Source organism: Microbacterium sp. PM5 (assembly GCF_003293595.1).
Lineage (GTDB): Bacteria > Actinomycetota > Actinomycetes > Actinomycetales > Microbacteriaceae > Microbacterium.
This window is the reverse complement of the sequence record NZ_CP022162.1, coordinates 2,762,306-2,778,785: the sequence shown is the minus strand read 5'-3', so window position 1 is coordinate 2,778,785 and position 16,480 is coordinate 2,762,306. Positions and strand designations below refer to the sequence as shown.

Genomic DNA, 16,480 nt, shown 5'->3' with positions numbered 1-16,480 from the left:
GAGCGGATGCCGGGACCGTAACGGCCCCGGCATCCGCTCTCGCTACGCTGATCTGGTGACGGATTCGTCGGAACGCGCGGATGCCGCGTGGCGTGCGCGCTGGGAGCAGTCGCCCCTGCGGGAGCGCCTGGACGAGCCGATCGAGCGCGCGACGGAGATCACGCGCAAGACGCTCGGGTGGTTCCCGATCCGCGTATGGCGTCATTTCCTGCGCGCCAACGGGTTCCTGCTCGCCGCGGCGATCAGCTACCAGTCCCTGTTCGCGATCTTCGCCGTGATCTACTTCGGCTTCGCGATCGTCGGCATCTGGCTCGGGGGCAGCGCTCAGGCCATCGCCGGACTCATCCATATCCTCAACCTCTACATCCCGGGCCTCATCGGGCGCGAGGATGGCCAGGGGCTGGTGAGCGAAGCCGACGTCGCGCAGATCGCGCAGGAGTCGGCGAGTGTGCTCGCTGTCACGGGTGCCGTGGCGTTCATCGCCGCGCTGTGGACGGCGATCGGCTTCGTCACGTTCACCCGGCGCGCCGTGCGCGACATCTTCGGGTTGCCGTTCGACACCCGCAGTTACGTGTTGTTGAAGGCCAGGGACTTCTTCGCGGCCGCCCTGTTCGGACTGGCACTGGTAATCGGCGCGATCCTCGCCAGCGTCGCTGCGGGTGCGATCGAACTGCTGTTCCAGCTGTTCCAGTGGCCCGGCTACTCGAACTGGGTGTGGGTGACGGGCCGCATCGCCTCGGGGGCGGTCGCCTTCGCGATCAACACCGCTGCCATCGGGGCGCTGATCCGCTTCCTCACCGGAACCTCGTTACGGTGGCGGCTGATCCTCCCCGGCGCCGCACTCGGCGGCGCCGCGATGGTGGTCCTCCAGTACGGGGCTGGAATCCTCCTCTCCTACTCCCCCTCCAACCCGCTGCTGGCGACCTTCTCGGTCTTCGTCGGATTCCTGCTCTGGTTCCGTTTGGTCGGCATCGTGATCCTCGTCGCGGCGTCATGGGTCGCCCTCACGGCGCAGGACGCGGACGTGCCCATCGCGCAGTTGTCGGCGGACGAGCAGCGGCGTCGCGAGCACGCCGCATTGCTGATCGCCGCGCGGGTACGCGTGCGCGACGCCCACCTCGCGCGCGCCGACGCACCCTGGTGGCGGCGTTGGCACGAGACGCGTGAGCTCCGGCGCGCCGAAGACGACCTCGCGCGGGTCGAGGCCGACGCTCCCCCGCCCCCGCGCGGCCTCCTCGGCTGAGGGCCGCGGACCCGCGTCGCGTGTCGGCGGCGCTCGTTAGGGTTGACGGGTGCCCCGAAACCTGCGCGTCGCCTCCGTCAACGTCAACGGCATCCGTGCCGCCGCCCGGAAGGGCATGCTCCCGTGGCTCGAGACGGCCGACGTCGACGTGCTGACTCTGCAGGAGGTGCGCGGCGAGGCGACGCACCTCGCCGACGCTCTGCCCGGGTGGCACATCGTCAACGACGAAGCGCTGGCGAAGGGTCGCGCCGGTGTCGCGATCGCGGCTCGCGAGCCGATCGACATCTGGCGCATCGAACTCGGCGACGACACCCTCGATTCCCGCGGACGTTGGGTCGAAGCCGACATCGACGTCGCCGGCGAGAAGGTGACGATCGTCAGCGCGTATGTCCACACCGGCGAAGCCGACACCGAGAAGCAGGTGGCCAAATACGCGTTCCTCGACGCGATGGAATCCCGGATGCCGAAGCTCGGCGAGTTGGCCCTCATCACGGGCGACCTCAACGTGGGCCACCGCGAACTCGACATCCGCAATTGGCGGGGCAACGTCAAGAAGGCGGGCTTCCTGCCCCGTGAGCGCGCGTACTTCGACCGCTTCACCGGCCCCGAAGGCGAAGAGGTCGTCGGCACGGACGGCACCACCGGCACGGGGCTCGGCTGGGTCGACGTGGGACGCCGGTGGGCGGGCGAGGTCGACGGCCCCTACTCGTGGTGGTCGAACCGCGGCAAGGCGTTCGACACCGACACCGGTTGGCGGATCGACTACCACCTCGCCTCTCCGGCGTTGGCCGCGCGCGTCGTCGACTATCGCGTCGTGCGCGCACCCTCGTGGGACACACGGTGGAGCGATCACGCGCCCGTGGTGGCCGACTACACGTTCTGAGCTGTCCGGCGGAGCTGTCGCGCCGGCGGACGGCAGGGCACCGGCATCCGTTCTCTAGACTGGGACGATGACCAGGCCCCGCCTCTACTCCGGAATGCAGCCCTCCGCCGACTCCCTCCAGATCGGCAACTACATCGGGGCCCTGCTGCAGTGGCGTGACCTGCAGGAGGAGTACGAGGCCTTCTTCTCCGTCGTCGATCTGCACGCTCTGACCCAGCCGAACGATCCGGCGGAGCTGCGGGAGAAGACCCGGCGCACGGCGGCGCAGTACATCGCCGCCGGCATCGAACCGTCGAAGTCGACGCTGTACGTGCAGTCGCACGTGCGCGCCCACGCCGAGCTCGCCTGGGTGCTCTCGACCATCACCGGATTCGGTGAGGCGAACCGCATGACGCAGTTCAAAGACAAGTCTGCGCGGTACGGCGCCGACCAGACGAACGTCGGTCTGTTCACGTACCCGGTGCTGATGGCCGCTGACATCCTGCTCTATCAGACCGACATCGTCCCGGTCGGCGACGATCAGAAGCAGCACGTCGAACTCACGCGCGACCTCGCAGAGCGCTTCAACTCCCGCTACGGCCAGACCTTCCGCATGCCCATGCCGGTGATCCAGCAGGAGACGGCCCGCATCTACGACCTGCAGAACCCCACCGCCAAGATGAGCAAGTCGGCCGAGTCGGATGCCGGCGTGCTGTGGATGCTGGATGACCCGGCCGTGTCGGCCAAGAAGATCATGCGCGCCGTCACCGACAGCGAGGGCGTGGTCCGCTACGACAAGGAGAACAAGCCCGGGGTGTCCAACCTGCTGGTGATCTACGCGGCCCTGACGGGACGTCAGATCCCCTCGATCGAGGACGAGTACGCGGGCCGCGGCTACGGTGACTTCAAGAAGGGTCTCGCGGAGGTGGTCGTGAACGAGTTCGGGCCGGTGCGTGCCCGGGCGCTCGACCTGCTGTCCGACCCGGCCGAGCTCGACCGGGTGCTCGCCGCCAACGCCGACCGCGCCGCCGAGGTCGCCGATGCGACCCTCGCCGACGTGTACGCGAAGGTCGGACTGCTCCGCCGCGGCTGATCCCTCGGGGGCGCTGCTGCCGCGGGAACTGCTGTTGCCGCGGGCGCCGGCCGCGCACAACTCCGCCTCATCGCGGCATCCCGCCCCGGAATGCCACCCGGCGACGAGCTCAGGCGGAGTTACGCACGCCGCGAGCGTGCCGGCCGAGGCCGGGCAACGGCGTGTGCGCGGAGAAGGGCTCGGATCGCGGCCTGCACGTCTTGCGGGCGCAAGAAGACCTGAGCGGCCGTGACCCGCAGCACGACGCAGCCCTGGGCGGCCAGCGCGAGGTCCCGGTCGCGGTCCTTGACCTGCTGCCTCCAGTCCGAATGGAACTGCCGGCTGTCGCACTCGATGACCAGCCATCCCTCGACCAGCAGGTCGACCCAGCCGACGCCGGGGAAGAACACCTGCGGCTCCGCGTGCGCCCCCGTCGCGCGCACCATCAGACGCACGAGGGTCTCCGATCCGGCCTGCGACCGACCGTCGACCAGCGGCCTCAGCGCACCATACTTCCGCGGCAGCACATCGAAGATCCGGTCGAGATCGGAGCGCACGATCGCGCCGCGGTTCAGTGCACTGTCGAGGGTCGCGATAGCGTGCCGGGGAGGCTGACAGAGCACGGAGTGCGCGAGAGCATCGAGCAGGCCCACACGCACCGAATTCGCCCGATCCGGCTGCATCAGCGGGAGCCAGTGCAGCGTCAGCCGGTCTCGCCGATGCCGAGGTGAAATCGGCGTACGAACCCCTTCGGCGCCGCGCAGTCTGCTCGACCCGCGCTGAAGATGCACGTGGAGGGCATCGTTGGCGAACACGAACACCCCCTCGGCGGCGAGCAGACTGAGACAGGTCAACCGGCCCCCGACGCGCACGGCCGCGACGATCGACCGGGGTGCGTCAGCCACCAGGTAGTGGTCGCGGCGGGCGCGGATGATCGCGCCCGCGCGTACGGCGTCGGTGATCTGGCGACGGCTCATGCCCGCCTGTCGTAGTTCTCGGGAACTCACGCATTCAACCTGGTCCACGACGACGATGCTCGACCGGCGCCGGGATGCAGGGCCGGCGTGTCAGTCGATCTGCGGACAGAACGCTCGGATGCTGCGCTGGGGAGGGGTTCGCGGATGCCGTGCACAACTCCATCTGAAGAGGTTGCGGTTGTCGCGAAACGAGGCGGCGGCACCGTTCAGGCGGAGTTATGCACCGTCGGGACGGGTCGGGCAGGCGGGCGGGTCGGGCGGGCGGGCGGGCGGGCGGGGATAGGCTCGCGGCATGCAACCGGTGACACTGCGGACGACGCGACTGGAACTTTCGCTGCCGACCGAGAACGATGTCGACGCGATCTACGCCGCCTGCCAGGACGAGCTGATCCAGCGCTTCACGACGGTGCCGTCGCCGTACGAGCGCGCGCACGCCGAGGGGTTCGTCGACAAAGTCGCGGGCTGGTGGGATGCCGAGACGGAGGCGACCTGGGCGCTGCGCCACGACGGCATGCTCGCCGGCATGATGGGCCTGCATCGCCTCGGCCAGGGATCCGGCGAACTGGGCTACTGGATGACGCCCGCCGCGCGCGGTCGGGGACTGGTCGTGGAGGCGGCGCAGAGGGTGATCGACTGGGGCTTTTCTCCGGACGGACTGGGATTGCAACGGATCGAGTGGCGCGCCGTGGTCGACAATCCCGCATCGCACCGCGTCGCGCAGCGACTCGGATTCCGCTACGAGGGCCGGGTACGCTCCGCTCTCGTCAACGGAGCCGGCGTGCGCGCCGACGGCCTCATCGCGGGCTTGCTCGCCGACGATGAGCGCGCCCCACAGGTGTGGCCCGCCGCCGACTGCCCCTGACGCGGTGACGGGGCGCAGTGGCAGGATGAGGCCATGCCCGAGATGCCGGAGGTGCAAGGTCTCGTCGACTTCCTCGCCGAGCGCGCGACGGGACGCACCATCACGAAGGTGACGGTCGCCAACATCGCGGCGCTCAAGACCTACGACCCGCCCATCGACGGCCTCGTCGGGGGCCGCATCAGTGAAGCCCGGCGCCACGGCAAGTTCGTCGACCTGGCGACGGATGCCGGCATCCATCTCATCTTCCATCTCGCCAAGGCCGGTTGGCTGCGCTGGTACGAGACGGTCCCCGACACGGTGATCCGACCGGGCAAGACACCGATCGCGCTGCGCGTGCGCCTCGACGACGGCGCCGGATTCGACCTGACCGAGGCCGGCACCAAGAAGTCCCTCGCCGTGTACGCCGCTCGCGCTGCGCAGGATGTGCCGGGCATCGCACGACTGGGTCCCGATCCGCTCTCGGCTGACTTCACGCGCGACGCTCTCGCCGCCCTGCTGGCCGGGCGCCGCACGCAGATCAAGGGGCTGCTGCGCGACCAGGCGATCATCGCGGGCATCGGTAACGCCTACTCCGACGAGATCCTGCACGCGGCGAGGATGTCGCCCTATGCGCTCGCGGCGAGCCTGACCGATGCCGATGTCGACGGCCTCTACACCGCGATGCGCACGACACTGACGGATGCCGTCGCATCGGCGTCCGGCAGGCCCCCGGCAGATCTGAAGGATGCGAAACGTCGCGGAATGTCGGTGCACGGCCGGCGGGGTGAGGCCTGCCCGGTGTGCGGCGACGAGGTACACAGCGTCTTCTTTGCGGACAACTCGCTGGAGTACTGTCCCACCTGCCAGACCGGCGGAAAGCTGCTCGCCGACCGGCGACTGTCGCGACTGCTGAAATAGGGCAGCGCGCTCTGCACCGACACGGAATGAAATCCTCTGCAGGGCGTTGACTAGGATCAAGTGCAAGAAACGTGCTCCGGGGTCGGTGTGAATCCGAACCGGCGGTGACAGTCCGCGAGCTCCTCCCAGGAGGGGTTGATCCGGTGGAATTCCGGGACCGACGGTGATGCGTGACGGTTCAACGAGAACCCGATCGCTAGTCCGGATGGGAGGCAGCACGGATGCCGTCGCGCACGCCGCGGCGGGATCTGCGGTGTCGGCCGTGCCCCGGAGCCTCACAGAAGGACGACGGATGGCCGCGACAGACCGCGACGACACGGCGATCGACCGTGCGATGCAGCGCGCCCTGGAGATCGCTCGCCGGGGCCCGCGCGGCGTGAATCCGCAGGTCGGCGCCGTGCTGCTCTCCCCCGACGGCGACGTGCTCGCCGAGGGGTGGCATCGGGGCGCCGGCACGGCCCATGCGGAGGTCGACGCGCTGATGAACCTCGCCGCCGCGGCGGGGCCGGATGCCGCGCGCGGCGCGACCGCCGTCGTCACCCTCGAGCCGTGCAACCACACCGGCCGCACCGGACCCTGCAGTGAAGCGCTGATCGCCGCCGGCGTCGCCCGCGTCGTGTTCGCCGTCACCGACCCCGGGGAGGCGTCGTCGGGCGGCGCCGCGCGTCTGCGAGAGGCCGGGGTCGATGTGATCGGCGGCTGGCGCGCAGACGAGGGCACCGCCCTGCTGGCGTCCTGGCTGGAGGTGCAGCGCCTCGGCCGCCCGCACGTCACCGTGAAGTGGGCGCAGTCACTCGACGGCCGCGGTGCCGCCGCCGACGGCACCAGCCAGTGGATCACGGGCCCCGAAGCCCGCGCCGACGTCCACCGCCGCCGCAGCCTCGCCGACGCCATCGTGGTCGGCACCGGCACGCTGCTCGCCGATGATCCGGCCCTGACCGCACGCCGTGCCGACGGCTCGCTCTACGACGACCAGCCGCGCCCCGTGGTCGTGGGAACTCGCGCCGTGCCGCAGGAGGCCGCCGTGCGGCGGCATCCGCGCCCCTTCATGCAGGACGAGGGCGACGACCTCCCCGATCTCCTCGAGCGCCTGGGCGAACTGGGCGCCCACCGTGTCTTCGTCGAGGGCGGTCCGGCACTGGCCTCGTCGTTCCTGCGCGAAGGACTGGCCGACGAGGTGCTCGTCTACGTCGCCCCGACCCTGATCGGCGGCCCGCGTCTCGCTCTCGGCGACATCGGCGTGACCTCGATCGGCGAGCAGCGGCGCCTGCACGCGGCATCCGTCGAACACCTCGGCGACGATCTGCTCGTCGTCGGGTGGTTCGACGACGCGACATCCTCCCCCACCTCCCCCACGAAGGAAGAGAACTGATGTTCACCGGAATCATCGAAGAGCGCGGCGAGATCGTCGCCGTCGAGCCGTCGGGCGACGGTGTGCGGATGACCGTCCGTGCACCGCTGGCCGTCTCCGACGCTCACCACGGAGACTCGATCTCGGTCAGCGGCGTCTGCTTGACCGTCGTCGACCAGGGCGAGGACTGGTTCACCGCCGACGTGATGCGCCAGAGCCTGGACATGGCGACCCTGGGCGCGTTCGGTCCCGGCACCCGCGTGAACCTCGAGCGCGCCATGGCCGCGCACGGCCGCCTGGGCGGACACATCGTTCAGGGACACGTCGACGGGACCGGCACGGTTCGGGAGGTTCGCCCCGGAGCGCAGTGGCGGGTCATCCGCATCTCACTGCCCGCGGACCTCGCTCCGCTCGTCGTCGACAAGGGATCGATCGCCGTCGACGGGGTCTCTCTCACGGTTTCGAATGCGTCGGATGCCGCCGCCGCCGATGCCTGGTTCGAGGTGTCGCTGATTCCCGAGACCCTGGAGGCGACGACCCTCGGCGACCGCGTCGCCGGAGACCGCGTCAACCTCGAGACCGACATCCTCGCGCGTCACGTGCAGCGCCTGCTCGCCTTCGCTCCCCCTGTGTCCGATTCCACCGACTCCCTCACCGAAGGAGGCTCACGATGAGCCTTTCCACCATCCCCGAGGCCCTCGAGGCGCTGCGCGCCGGACGGCCCGTCATCGTCGCCGACGACGAGAGCCGCGAGAACGAAGGCGACATCATCCTGTCGGCTCAGCTCGCCACGCCCGAATGGCTCGCCTGGACGATCCGCTGGTCCAGCGGCTTCATCTGCGCGCCCATGCCCGCCGAGTGGGCCGACCGCCTCGACCTGCCGCCGATGGTGGCGGTGAACGAGGACGCTCGCGGCACCGCCTACACCGTGAGCGTGGACGCCGCCGACCGCGTCTCGACCGGCATCAGCGCGACCGACCGCTCGCACACGCTCAACGTGCTCGCCGACCCGGCATCCGTTCCGTCGTCGGTGATCCGACCGGGTCACATCCTGCCGTTGCGCGCCGTGGACGGCGGAGTGCGCGAGCGTGCGGGTCACACGGAGGCCGGTGTGGAGCTCATGCGCCTCGCGGGCCTGCAGCCGGTCGCCGCGATCGGCGAGGTCGTCGCCGAGGACGGATCGATGATGCGCCTGCCGGGCCTGGAAGAGCTCGGCGCGCGCGAGGGCGTTCCGGTGATCACGATCGAGCAGCTCATCGCCTACCTCGACGAGATCGAGCCGACGGGAGCTCCGGCGAGTGTCGCGGCGGCGCAGAAGCGCCGCGTGAGCCTGCGCGCCGAAGCGACCGTGCCCACGTCCCACGGCACGTTCCGCTTCCTCGCGTACAAGGACCGGGTGACCGGCACCGATCACATCGCGGTCGTCTCGGGTGACCTCACCGAGGACGCGCCGCTCGTGCGGGTGCACTCCGAGTGCCTCACCGGAGAAGCGTTCGGCTCGCAGAAGTGCGAGTGCGGCCCGCAGCTGGATGCCGCTCTGGACCGTATCGACAAGGACGGCGGGGTCGTCATCTACATGCGCGGTCACGAGGGCCGCGGCATCGGCCTCATCAACAAGCTGCGCGCCTACAGCCTGCAGGAGCGGGGTCTGGACACCGTCGACGCGAACCTCGCCCTGGGCCTGCCCGCCGATGCCCGCGACTATGCGGCGGCCGGCGGCATCCTGGCCGACCTCGGCGTCGATCGCATCCGCCTGCTGACCAACAACTCCGACAAGGTCAAGCAACTGCGCGAGCTCGGACTCGATATCGTCGAGCAGGTGCCGCTGCTGGTCGGCGTCGGCGCCAACAACCACCAATATCTGGCGACCAAGCGCGATCGCATGGGCCACATCATCACCGCCGAAGAGCTCGATGCGGCTCTCGCGCACAGCACGGAGGAGCACGCATGAGCGGCCACGGAGCCCCTGAGACCGCCCCGATCGACGCCACCGGACTGCGCGTCGTCGTCATCGCCGGTCTGTGGCACGACGTCATCACCGACGGCCTGATCGCCGGTGCGGAGCGGGTGCTCTCGGCATCCGGCGCCGAGTGGAGCCTGGAGCGCGTACCCGGCTCGTTCGAGCTGCCCGTCGCGGCGAAGGCGGCTCTGGATGCCGGGGCGGATGCCGTCGTCGCGCTCGGTGTGATCATCCGCGGCGGCACGCCGCACTTCGACTTCGTCTCGTCTGCCGCCACCGACGGCCTCACCCGGGTCGCCCTCGACACCGGCAAGCCGGTCGGCTTCGGGGTGCTGACCCTGGACGACGAGCAGCAGGGCATCGACCGGGCGGGCCTGCCCGGTTCGAAGGAGGACAAGGGTGCAGAAGCCGCGGATGCCGCGCTGCGCACCGCGCTGCTCCTCCAGCGCCTTCGCGGCTGACAGCTCCCCCAGCGCCGGCGGCGTTTCGACTCGCTGCGCTCGCTCAACGACCGGGCGGGGACGTCGCTTCCGGTCGCTGCGTGCGCGCGCGAGCGGGCGCGCGGAATCGGCGACTATCAGTTAGGCTGAAGGCATGGAGATCCTGCGTCACGTCGTCGTCCTCGTCCACCTCACCGGATTCGCCATCCTCTTCGGCGCCTGGGTCGTCGAGGCGGTGGGCCAGCGCCGCGTCACCCGACTCATGACGTGGGGCATGCTGATCGCGGCCGTCGCCGGCCTCGCTCTGGCCGCCCCGTGGGGCATCGACTACCCGCTGAACTACACCAAGCTCGGCGTCAAGCTCGTCGTGCTGCTCGCGATCGGCGCGCTCCTCGGGATCGGCACCGCGCGCCAGCGCAAGGCGAGCGCGGTGCCGCCCGTGATGTTCTGGCTGGTCGGCATCCTGACCATCCTCAACGCCGCCCTCGCGGTGCTCTGGCGCTGACCCCGCGTCTCCACGCGGAGATTCCCGGCGCACGGCCGAGACGCCCCACGCGGCGTAGACTCGATAGCCGTGCGCCGGGAACCTGCCGGCGCCCCGGTGACCTCATTGTCGCGGCGCCCGCTGCACACACCCCTGCCCCGGACGTCCACCACCGGTGCGTCCCACGAGGACCTGCGATCTCTCATCGATAGGTAGCCTCTGCGCATGTCCACCGCCACCGCGGCCCCCGCCGCACCCGTCAACTCCCGCGCTCGCGTGATCACTGCGAGCCTGGTCGGAACGACGATCGAGTTCTACGACTTCTACGTCTACGCGACCGCCGCCGTGCTCGTCTTCCCCGCCCTCTTCTTCCCGACCGGCAACGAGACCACCGCCCTCCTGTCGTCGTTCGCGGTCTTCGGGGCAGCGATGATCGCGCGCCCCATCGGCGCGGTGGTCTTCGGACACTTCGGCGACCGCTTCGGTCGGAAGGCCACGCTCGTGGCGTCGCTTCTCACGATGGGTATCGCGACCTTCCTGATCGGGTGTCTGCCGACGTTCGCCGGAATCGGCTGGTGGGCAGCGCTCCTGCTGCTGATCCTCCGCCTCTTCCAGGGCTTCGCCCTCGGCGGCGAGTGGTCGGGCGCCGCGCTCGTGGCCACCGAGAACGCCCCGAAGGGCAAGCGCGCCTGGTACGGCACCTTTCCCCAGCTGGGCGCTCCGATCGGCTTCATCATCGCCAACGCGCTCTTCCTCGTGATCAACTTCGCCCTGCCGCACCCCGACGGCCCGACCCAGCGCTCCGAGGCCTTCCTCGCCTGGGGCTGGCGTGTGCCCTTCCTCTTCTCGGCCGTCATGGTGATCATCGGCCTCTGGGTGCGCCTGAAGCTCGTCGAGTCCGAGACCTTCACGACCGCCGAGAAGAAGGGCGCCATCCGCCGCTTCCCCCTGGGCGAGGTCGTCCGCGGACACTGGAAGAACCTGATCCTCGGCACGTTCATCATGCTGGCCACGTATGTGCTCTTCTACCTGATGACGAGCTTCACCCTCGCCTACGGCACGAAGGCGACGGATGCGCCGGTCGCCGGCCTCGGATTCGGCTACACCGACTTCGTGATCATGCAGATCATCGGCGTGGTGTTCTTCGGAGTCTTCACGCTGCTGTCGGGTCCCATCGCCGACGCGGTCGGCCGGCGGAAGCTGCTCATCTGGGTCACGGCGTTGATCGGTGTGCTCGGCCTCACGTTCAACGTGTTCCTGCTGCCCGCCGTCGATCCGAAGTTCACGGGCGCACTGGTGCAGGCCTTCCTCGTCTTCGGCTTCATGCTGATGGGAGCCACCTTCGGCCCCATGGGCGCCGTGCTGCCGGAGCTCTTCCCGACCAACGTCCGCTACACGGGTTCGGCGATCGCCTACAACGTCTCGTCGATCCTGGGCGCCGCTGTCGCACCGTCGATCGCCCTGGGACTCTGGGCCGCCGCCGGCGGCGAGCCGTGGCTCGTGGGCGTCTACCTGTCGGGCTCCGCCGTGCTCACTCTCATCGCACTGATCCTCTCCCGCGAGACCAAGGACGTCGACTACGAGACGAACATCGGCCTCGGCGAGACCGGCTCGCTCTGACGAGCGCTCAGTCGAGGAACAGCGCGCGCAGCCGCTTCGTCGTGAAGACGAGACCGATCGCGATCATCACGGCGTAGTAGAGGACGTGCCACAGCATGTCGACGTTCAGGATGCCGGTGGTCAGCCCCCGGATCAGCTCCACGCCGTGCCACAGCGGCAGGGCCATGACGATCTGCTGAACCCAGCCGGGGTAGACCGTGATCGGGTAGAAGGTGGCGGAGAAGAGGAACATCGGCAGGAGGACGAAGTTGATCCAGTCCATCTGCTGGAACGTCTTCATGTAGCTCGTGACGGCCATGCCGAGGCTCGCGAAGCCGAACGCGATCAGGACCACCGCGGGCAGGGCGAGCACCGCCGTCCACGCGAGGTTGAGCCCGAGGATCTGCATGATGATCATGAACCCGGTCGCGTACGCGAGACCGCGCAGCAGCGCGTAGAGGATCTCACCCAGCGCGACGTCGAGCGGGCCCAGCGAGGTCGCGAGCATGCCCTCGTAGAGCTTGCCGTAGTTGAGCTTGAAGAAGACGTTCCAGGTGGAGTCGTAGATGGCGCCGTTCATCGCAGAGACCGCCAGCAGTGCCGGCGCGATGAAGGCGGCGTAGCTGACACTGGCGCCCTGTGCGGTCTCGACGTCGCCGATGAGCGCGCCGAGGCCGATACCCATCGAGGCGAGGTAGAACACGGGCTCGAAGAAGCCGGAGAGCACGACCGCCCAGCTGGAAGACCGCGCAGCGATCAGGCCGCGCTGGACGACGGCACCGGGGTTGCCCGCCCACAGGGCGCGCACGCCTCCGCGACGGACGGCCCCCTGCGGCGCCTCGACGACCGCGCTCATTTCGCGAGCCTCTCGGTGAAGACGCGGCGGGCGAACAGATAGCCGACCACCGCGAGAGCGAGCAGATAGACGAGGTGGACGGCGACCATCACGGGGTCGACCGCCGCGCCGTAGGTGGCGACACGGCCCAGTTCCGCGCCGTGCCACAGCGGCGAAATCCACCCGATCCACTGCAGCCACAGGGGCAGCGAGTCCAGCGGATAGAACGTTCCGGAGAAGAGGAACATCGGCATGAAGAGGAAGCGCTGCACGAGAGCGAACTGTCCCTTGTCGTCTTCGATCGAGCCCGCATAGGCCATGAGCGGGATGCCGAAGGCGAGCCCCGCCAGCACCCCGGCGAACACCGCGAGCCATCCGGTCGCCGGGTGCGGCACCGCCCCGAACGGCAGCAGCCACACGATCAGGTAGTACGCCGCCGAGGCGACGACCATACGCGCGGTCGCTCCCGCGACCACGCCGTTCGCGATCTGCGGGCTCGACAGCGGCGACGCGTTGAAGCCGTAGAAGTAGCGGCGCCACTTGAAGCCCGCCATGACCGGGTAGGTGAGCTCCTCGCTGGCCACCGAGATCGTCGCGGTCGCCAGCAGCGCCGGGGCGACGAACATGAGGTAGCTCACCTCCTGGCCGTGATCGACGATCGGCACGCGGATGAGGGCCGCCAGGCCCACGGCGAGCCCCAGCAGGTACAGGATGGGCTGACCGACGGCGCCGACGATGATCGTCCAGCCGTAGGCGCGCATGGCGCGCACCATGTGCTCGGTGACGTACCAGGTGCCGCGACGGCGGGGCTTGCGACCCCACTGCATCGCCTCGGCCCGCAACGCCTCCAGGCTCGGGTGCGCCGCGGCATCCGTCGACGAGGTGCTCATTCGATCAGCGACCTTCCCGTGAGGCGGAGGAAGACGTCCTCCAGCGAGGAGCGGCGCACGAGCGAGGTGATCGGCTCGAGTCCCAGCGAGGTGACGCGCTCGAGGGCGGCCTCACCGTTGTCGGCGTAGATGAGGATGCGGTCGGGAAGCACCTCGACGCGGTCGCCGATACCGGCCAGCTGGCCGGCGACCTGGGCGTTGCGATCCGAACCGAAGCGCACTTCGAGCACTTCACGGCTGGAGTGCTCCCGGATGAGGGATGCCGGGGTGCCCTCGGCCATGATGCGCCCCTTGTCGACGACGATGAGGCGATCGCACAGCTGCTCGGCCTCATCCATGTAGTGCGTGGTCAGCACCAGGGTCGTGCCGCGCTCCTTGAGGCGGAACAGGCGGTCCCACAGGACGTGACGCGCCTGCGGGTCGAGGCCCGTGGTCGGCTCATCGAGCAGCAGGATGCGCGGATCGTTGATGAGCCCTCGCGCGATGGTGAGGCGCCGTTTCATGCCGCCGGAGAGCTGGTCGACTTTGTTCTTCGCCTTGTCCTCGAGCTGCGCGAAGGCGAGCAGCTCATCGGCCTTCTCGTGGCACACCTTGCTGGGGAGGCCGAAATACCGGCCGTAGATGTACAGATTCTCGCGGGCGTTGAGCTCGCCGTCGAGATTGTCCTGCTGCGGCACGACGCCGAGCCGCGACCGGATCTCGGGACCGTAGCGATCCGGGTCGAGGCCGAGGATCTGCAGGTCGCCGCCCGAGCGGGTCGAGACGGCGCCGATCATCTTCATCGTCGTCGACTTGCCGGCACCGTTGGGTCCGAGAAGACCGAACGACTCGCCGGGCGCGACCTCGAAGCTGAGGCCGTCGACGGCGACGAAGTCGGCCTTGCCCTTGACCTTGTAGGACTTCACGAGCTGATGCGCGGAGATGACGGGAGCAGGCACCGACCCACCCTACCCAGTGCCTCCGACACCGTGCGGCGCCGCTCGTCGTCGTCGAGAGGGAAGATAGAACTACCCGAACACCGCAGGAAAGCTCCTCATGTCCTCTGCCAGCACCACCCGCCCTTCCCGCTCCCGACGCCGCACGCCCGATGACGGCCCTCGCGCGAGTCTGCGACAGCTGCTCCCCTTCGTCTTCGAGCAGAAGGGCGTGCTCGTCGTCGTCGCGGTGCTGAGCGTGCTCGCCGCCGTCGCGACCCTCGCCCAGCCTCTGGTGGTCGGTCAGGTCATCGACCGGGTGCAGAAGCAGGACCCGCTCGGCCTGCTGGTGTGGGTGCTGGTGGGCCTCGTCGTCGCCTCCTCCGTGATCAGCGGCATCCAGCACTTCCTCCTGCAGCGCACCGGTACGGCCGTCGTCTACTCGAGTCGGCGCCGTCTCATCGCCCAGCTGCTGCATCTTCCCGTCCAGGAGTACGACGCGCGGCGCACCGGTGACCTCGTCTCGCGGGTCGGCACCGACACGACCCTGCTGTATGCGGTGCTCACCCAGGGTCTGGCGGACTCGATCGGCAACGCGCTCATCTTCGTCGGCGCGATCGTGGCGATGTTCATCATCGACCCGGTGCTGCTCGTGCTCATCCTGGTCGTAGTCGGCGCGTCGGTCGCCGTCGTGGTGGCGCTCAGCGGCCGCATCCGCCGCGCGACCGCCGTTCAGCAGGAGAAGGTGGGAGAGCTGGCCTCGGGCGTGGAGCGCGCCGTCGGATCGATCCGCACGATCCGCGCCTCGGGCGCGTCCGAACGCGAACGCGAGAGCATCGAGCACACCGCGCGGGGAGCGTACGAGGCCGGGGTGCAGGTCGCCAAGGCATCGGCGTTCGTGGTTCCGGTCGCCGGCGTCGCCCTGCAGCTGTCGCTGCTCGTCGTGCTCGGCGTCGGCGGCTTCCGCGTGGCCTCGGGCGCGATCACGATCGCCGGGCTGGTGACATTCGTGATGTTCCTGTTCTTCCTCGTGCAGCCGCTCGGCTCGTTCTTCGGCGCAATCACCTCGGTCGGCCAGGCGTTGGGGGCGCTGGGGCGCATCCAGGAGGTCCTGGACCTGCGCACCGAGACCGCGTGCGATGCGGAGGTCGCGGCATCGGTCGCCGTCGGCACCTCCCCGATCTCCACGGCCGCCGCACACGACAGCCACGAGACGACCGCCGCGATCGAGTTCCGCGAGGTGCATTTCGCCTACCCGGATGCCGTGGTCAGCGCGCGCCGCCGCTCGGAGACCGAGGCGGCGGCTCTGCTCGCCGAAGCCCACGCCGACGCGACGGTGGCGGTCTCGGAGGCGCCCGGAGAGGTGCTGCGCGGGGTGTCGTTCCGCGTCCCCCGCGGGGCGCGCGTCGCCCTCGTCGGGCCGTCGGGGGCGGGAAAGTCCACCGCTCTCGCCCTGATCGAGCGGTTCTACGACCCGACGGCAGGCTCGATCCTGCTCGACGGTGTCGACCTGCGCGGGATCGACCGCACGCGGCTGCGTGCCCAGCTCGGCTATGTCGAGCAGGACGCGCCGACGCTCGCCGGGACGATCGCGGACAACCTGCGGCTGGCGTCGCCGTCGGCATCCGACGAGGAATGCGCCCGGGTGCTGCGCGCCGTGAACCTCGGCGACGTCCTGGAACGCTCGAGCCTGGGGTTGAACGCGCCGGTGGGCGAGGCCGGCGTCATGCTGTCGGGCGGCGAACGGCAACGGCTGGCGATCGCCCGCGCCCTTCTCGCCGCTCCCCCGGTGCTGCTGCTGGATGAGTCGACGTCATCGCTCGACGGCCTCAACGAACAGCGCATGCGCGAAGCGATCGACGCCGTCGCCTCGGGGCGGACGCTCGTCGTGATCGCGCACCGCTTGTCGACGGTCGTCGACAGCGACCTCATCGTCGTGATGGATCACGGTCGAGTCGTCGGGCAGGGCACCCACTCCGAACTCGTCGAGACGGTGCCGCTGTACCGCGACCTCGCGAAGCACCAGCTGCTCGTCTGACCCGCGACCCCGACAGACGACGAGGGGCCCGCCGTCACCGGCGGGCCCCTCTGCTG

General features: G+C 69.6%; 16 protein-coding genes and 1 riboswitch. Of the genes, 12 read left to right on the top strand and 4 right to left on the bottom strand.

Features of this window, described 5'->3' with window-relative positions:
- Positions 1–55 precede the first annotated feature (55 nt).
- From CEP17_RS13175 to trpS, 3 genes are all read left to right on the top strand, one after another.
- Positions 56–1,243, top strand: a complete 1,188-nt coding sequence (locus CEP17_RS13175; RefSeq protein ID WP_112932561.1) for a YihY/virulence factor BrkB family protein — start codon at positions 56–58, stop codon at positions 1,241–1,243.
- A 49-nt stretch (positions 1,244–1,292) separates the two neighbouring features.
- Positions 1,293–2,126 carry an exodeoxyribonuclease III gene (locus CEP17_RS13170; protein WP_112932560.1) on the top strand — a complete coding sequence of 278 codons (834 nt, stop codon included), beginning with the start codon at positions 1,293–1,295 and terminating at the stop codon, positions 2,124–2,126.
- A 67-nt stretch (positions 2,127–2,193) separates the two neighbouring features.
- On the top strand, positions 2,194–3,198 hold the full coding sequence (gene trpS / locus CEP17_RS13165) for a tryptophan--tRNA ligase (protein WP_083867881.1): 1,005 nt from the start codon (positions 2,194–2,196) through the stop codon (positions 3,196–3,198).
- A gap of 119 nt (positions 3,199–3,317) precedes the next feature.
- On the opposite strand, the gene CEP17_RS13160 is transcribed toward trpS, so the two are convergent.
- A complete protein-coding gene (locus tag CEP17_RS13160; RefSeq protein WP_162722455.1) occupies positions 3,318–4,184 on the bottom strand; it encodes a type IV toxin-antitoxin system AbiEi family antitoxin domain-containing protein in 867 nt (288 codons plus the stop codon).
- Between the two features lie 262 nt (positions 4,185–4,446).
- Here CEP17_RS13160 and CEP17_RS13155 point away from each other — a divergent pair, with 262 nt between their 5' ends.
- From CEP17_RS13155 to CEP17_RS13120, 8 genes are all read left to right on the top strand, one after another.
- Positions 4,447–5,016 (top strand): GNAT family N-acetyltransferase, encoded by a 570-nt coding sequence (locus tag CEP17_RS13155; RefSeq protein ID WP_112932558.1) that lies wholly within the window; start codon positions 4,447–4,449, stop codon positions 5,014–5,016.
- 33 nt (positions 5,017–5,049) lie between these two features.
- Positions 5,050–5,913 (top strand): DNA-formamidopyrimidine glycosylase family protein, encoded by an 864-nt coding sequence (locus tag CEP17_RS13150; protein WP_112932557.1) that lies wholly within the window; start codon positions 5,050–5,052, stop codon positions 5,911–5,913.
- Between the two features lie 67 nt (positions 5,914–5,980).
- Positions 5,981–6,136: riboswitch (FMN riboswitch) on the top strand.
- A 69-nt stretch (positions 6,137–6,205) separates the two neighbouring features.
- Positions 6,206–7,285: a bifunctional diaminohydroxyphosphoribosylaminopyrimidine deaminase/5-amino-6-(5-phosphoribosylamino)uracil reductase RibD gene (gene ribD, locus CEP17_RS13145; RefSeq protein WP_112932975.1), complete on the top strand. Its 1,080-nt coding sequence runs from the start codon at positions 6,206–6,208 to the stop codon at positions 7,283–7,285.
- Positions 7,285–7,938, top strand: coding sequence for a riboflavin synthase (locus CEP17_RS13140; protein WP_112932556.1), 654 nt, complete (start codon positions 7,285–7,287; stop codon positions 7,936–7,938). The genes ribD and CEP17_RS13140 overlap by 1 nt, the downstream gene beginning before the upstream one ends.
- The gene (ribA, locus tag CEP17_RS13135) at positions 7,935–9,215 is read left to right on the top strand and encodes a GTP cyclohydrolase II (protein ID WP_112932555.1); all 1,281 of its coding nucleotides are present in this window, start codon (positions 7,935–7,937) and stop codon (positions 9,213–9,215) included. The genes CEP17_RS13140 and ribA overlap by 4 nt, the downstream gene beginning before the upstream one ends.
- Complete coding sequence (ribH, locus tag CEP17_RS13130; protein ID WP_112932554.1) at positions 9,212–9,685, top strand: 6,7-dimethyl-8-ribityllumazine synthase; 474 nt, start codon at positions 9,212–9,214, stop codon at positions 9,683–9,685. The genes ribA and ribH overlap by 4 nt, the downstream gene beginning before the upstream one ends.
- 133 nt (positions 9,686–9,818) lie before the next feature.
- A complete protein-coding gene (locus CEP17_RS13125; RefSeq protein WP_112932553.1) occupies positions 9,819–10,169 on the top strand; it encodes a Fe-S protein in 351 nt (116 codons plus the stop codon).
- A 204-nt stretch (positions 10,170–10,373) separates the two neighbouring features.
- Complete coding sequence (locus CEP17_RS13120; protein WP_112932552.1) at positions 10,374–11,768, top strand: MFS transporter; 1,395 nt, start codon at positions 10,374–10,376, stop codon at positions 11,766–11,768.
- Between the two features lie 7 nt (positions 11,769–11,775).
- Here the strand turns inward: CEP17_RS13120 and CEP17_RS13115 are convergent, their stop codons facing one another.
- From CEP17_RS13115 to CEP17_RS13105, 3 genes are read right to left on the bottom strand one after another with little or no spacing between them, the layout of a single operon-like run.
- On the bottom strand, positions 11,776–12,603 hold the full coding sequence (locus tag CEP17_RS13115; protein ID WP_112932551.1) for an ABC transporter permease: 828 nt from the start codon (positions 12,601–12,603) through the stop codon (positions 11,776–11,778).
- Positions 12,600–13,472, bottom strand: coding sequence for an ABC transporter permease (locus CEP17_RS13110; RefSeq protein WP_036314844.1), 873 nt, complete (start codon positions 13,470–13,472; stop codon positions 12,600–12,602). The genes CEP17_RS13115 and CEP17_RS13110 overlap by 4 nt, the downstream gene beginning before the upstream one ends.
- Positions 13,469–14,410: an ATP-binding cassette domain-containing protein gene (locus tag CEP17_RS13105; RefSeq protein WP_112932550.1), complete on the bottom strand. Its 942-nt coding sequence runs from the start codon at positions 14,408–14,410 to the stop codon at positions 13,469–13,471. Before CEP17_RS13105 ends, CEP17_RS13110 begins: the two co-directional genes overlap by 4 nt.
- A 97-nt stretch (positions 14,411–14,507) precedes the next feature.
- On the opposite strand from CEP17_RS13105, the gene CEP17_RS13100 reads away from it, so the two are divergent.
- Positions 14,508–16,424 carry an ABC transporter ATP-binding protein gene (locus tag CEP17_RS13100; protein ID WP_112932549.1) on the top strand — a complete coding sequence of 639 codons (1,917 nt, stop codon included), beginning with the start codon at positions 14,508–14,510 and terminating at the stop codon, positions 16,422–16,424.
- Positions 16,425–16,480: the final 56 nt, after the last annotated feature.

Bases quoted from the DNA above. Each gene is read 5' to 3' on its own strand.
- trpS (WP_083867881.1), top strand. From the start codon at position 2,194: ATGACCAGGCCCCGCCTCTACTCCGGAATGCAGCCCTCCGCCGACTCC.
- CEP17_RS13155 (WP_112932558.1), top strand. From the start codon at position 4,447: ATGCAACCGGTGACACTGCGGACGACGCGACTGGAACTTTCGCTGCCG.
- CEP17_RS13150 (WP_112932557.1), top strand. From the start codon at position 5,050: ATGCCCGAGATGCCGGAGGTGCAAGGTCTCGTCGACTTCCTCGCCGAG.
- ribD (WP_112932975.1), top strand. From the start codon at position 6,206: ATGGCCGCGACAGACCGCGACGACACGGCGATCGACCGTGCGATGCAG.
- CEP17_RS13140 (WP_112932556.1), top strand. From the start codon at position 7,285: ATGTTCACCGGAATCATCGAAGAGCGCGGCGAGATCGTCGCCGTCGAG.
- ribA (WP_112932555.1), top strand. From the start codon at position 7,935: ATGAGCCTTTCCACCATCCCCGAGGCCCTCGAGGCGCTGCGCGCCGGA.
- ribH (WP_112932554.1), top strand. From the start codon at position 9,212: ATGAGCGGCCACGGAGCCCCTGAGACCGCCCCGATCGACGCCACCGGA.
- CEP17_RS13125 (WP_112932553.1), top strand. From the start codon at position 9,819: ATGGAGATCCTGCGTCACGTCGTCGTCCTCGTCCACCTCACCGGATTC.
- CEP17_RS13120 (WP_112932552.1), top strand. From the start codon at position 10,374: ATGTCCACCGCCACCGCGGCCCCCGCCGCACCCGTCAACTCCCGCGCT.
- CEP17_RS13115 (WP_112932551.1), bottom strand. From the start codon at position 12,603: ATGAGCGCGGTCGTCGAGGCGCCGCAGGGGGCCGTCCGTCGCGGAGGC.
- CEP17_RS13110 (WP_036314844.1), bottom strand. From the start codon at position 13,472: ATGAGCACCTCGTCGACGGATGCCGCGGCGCACCCGAGCCTGGAGGCG.
- CEP17_RS13100 (WP_112932549.1), top strand. From the start codon at position 14,508: ATGTCCTCTGCCAGCACCACCCGCCCTTCCCGCTCCCGACGCCGCACG.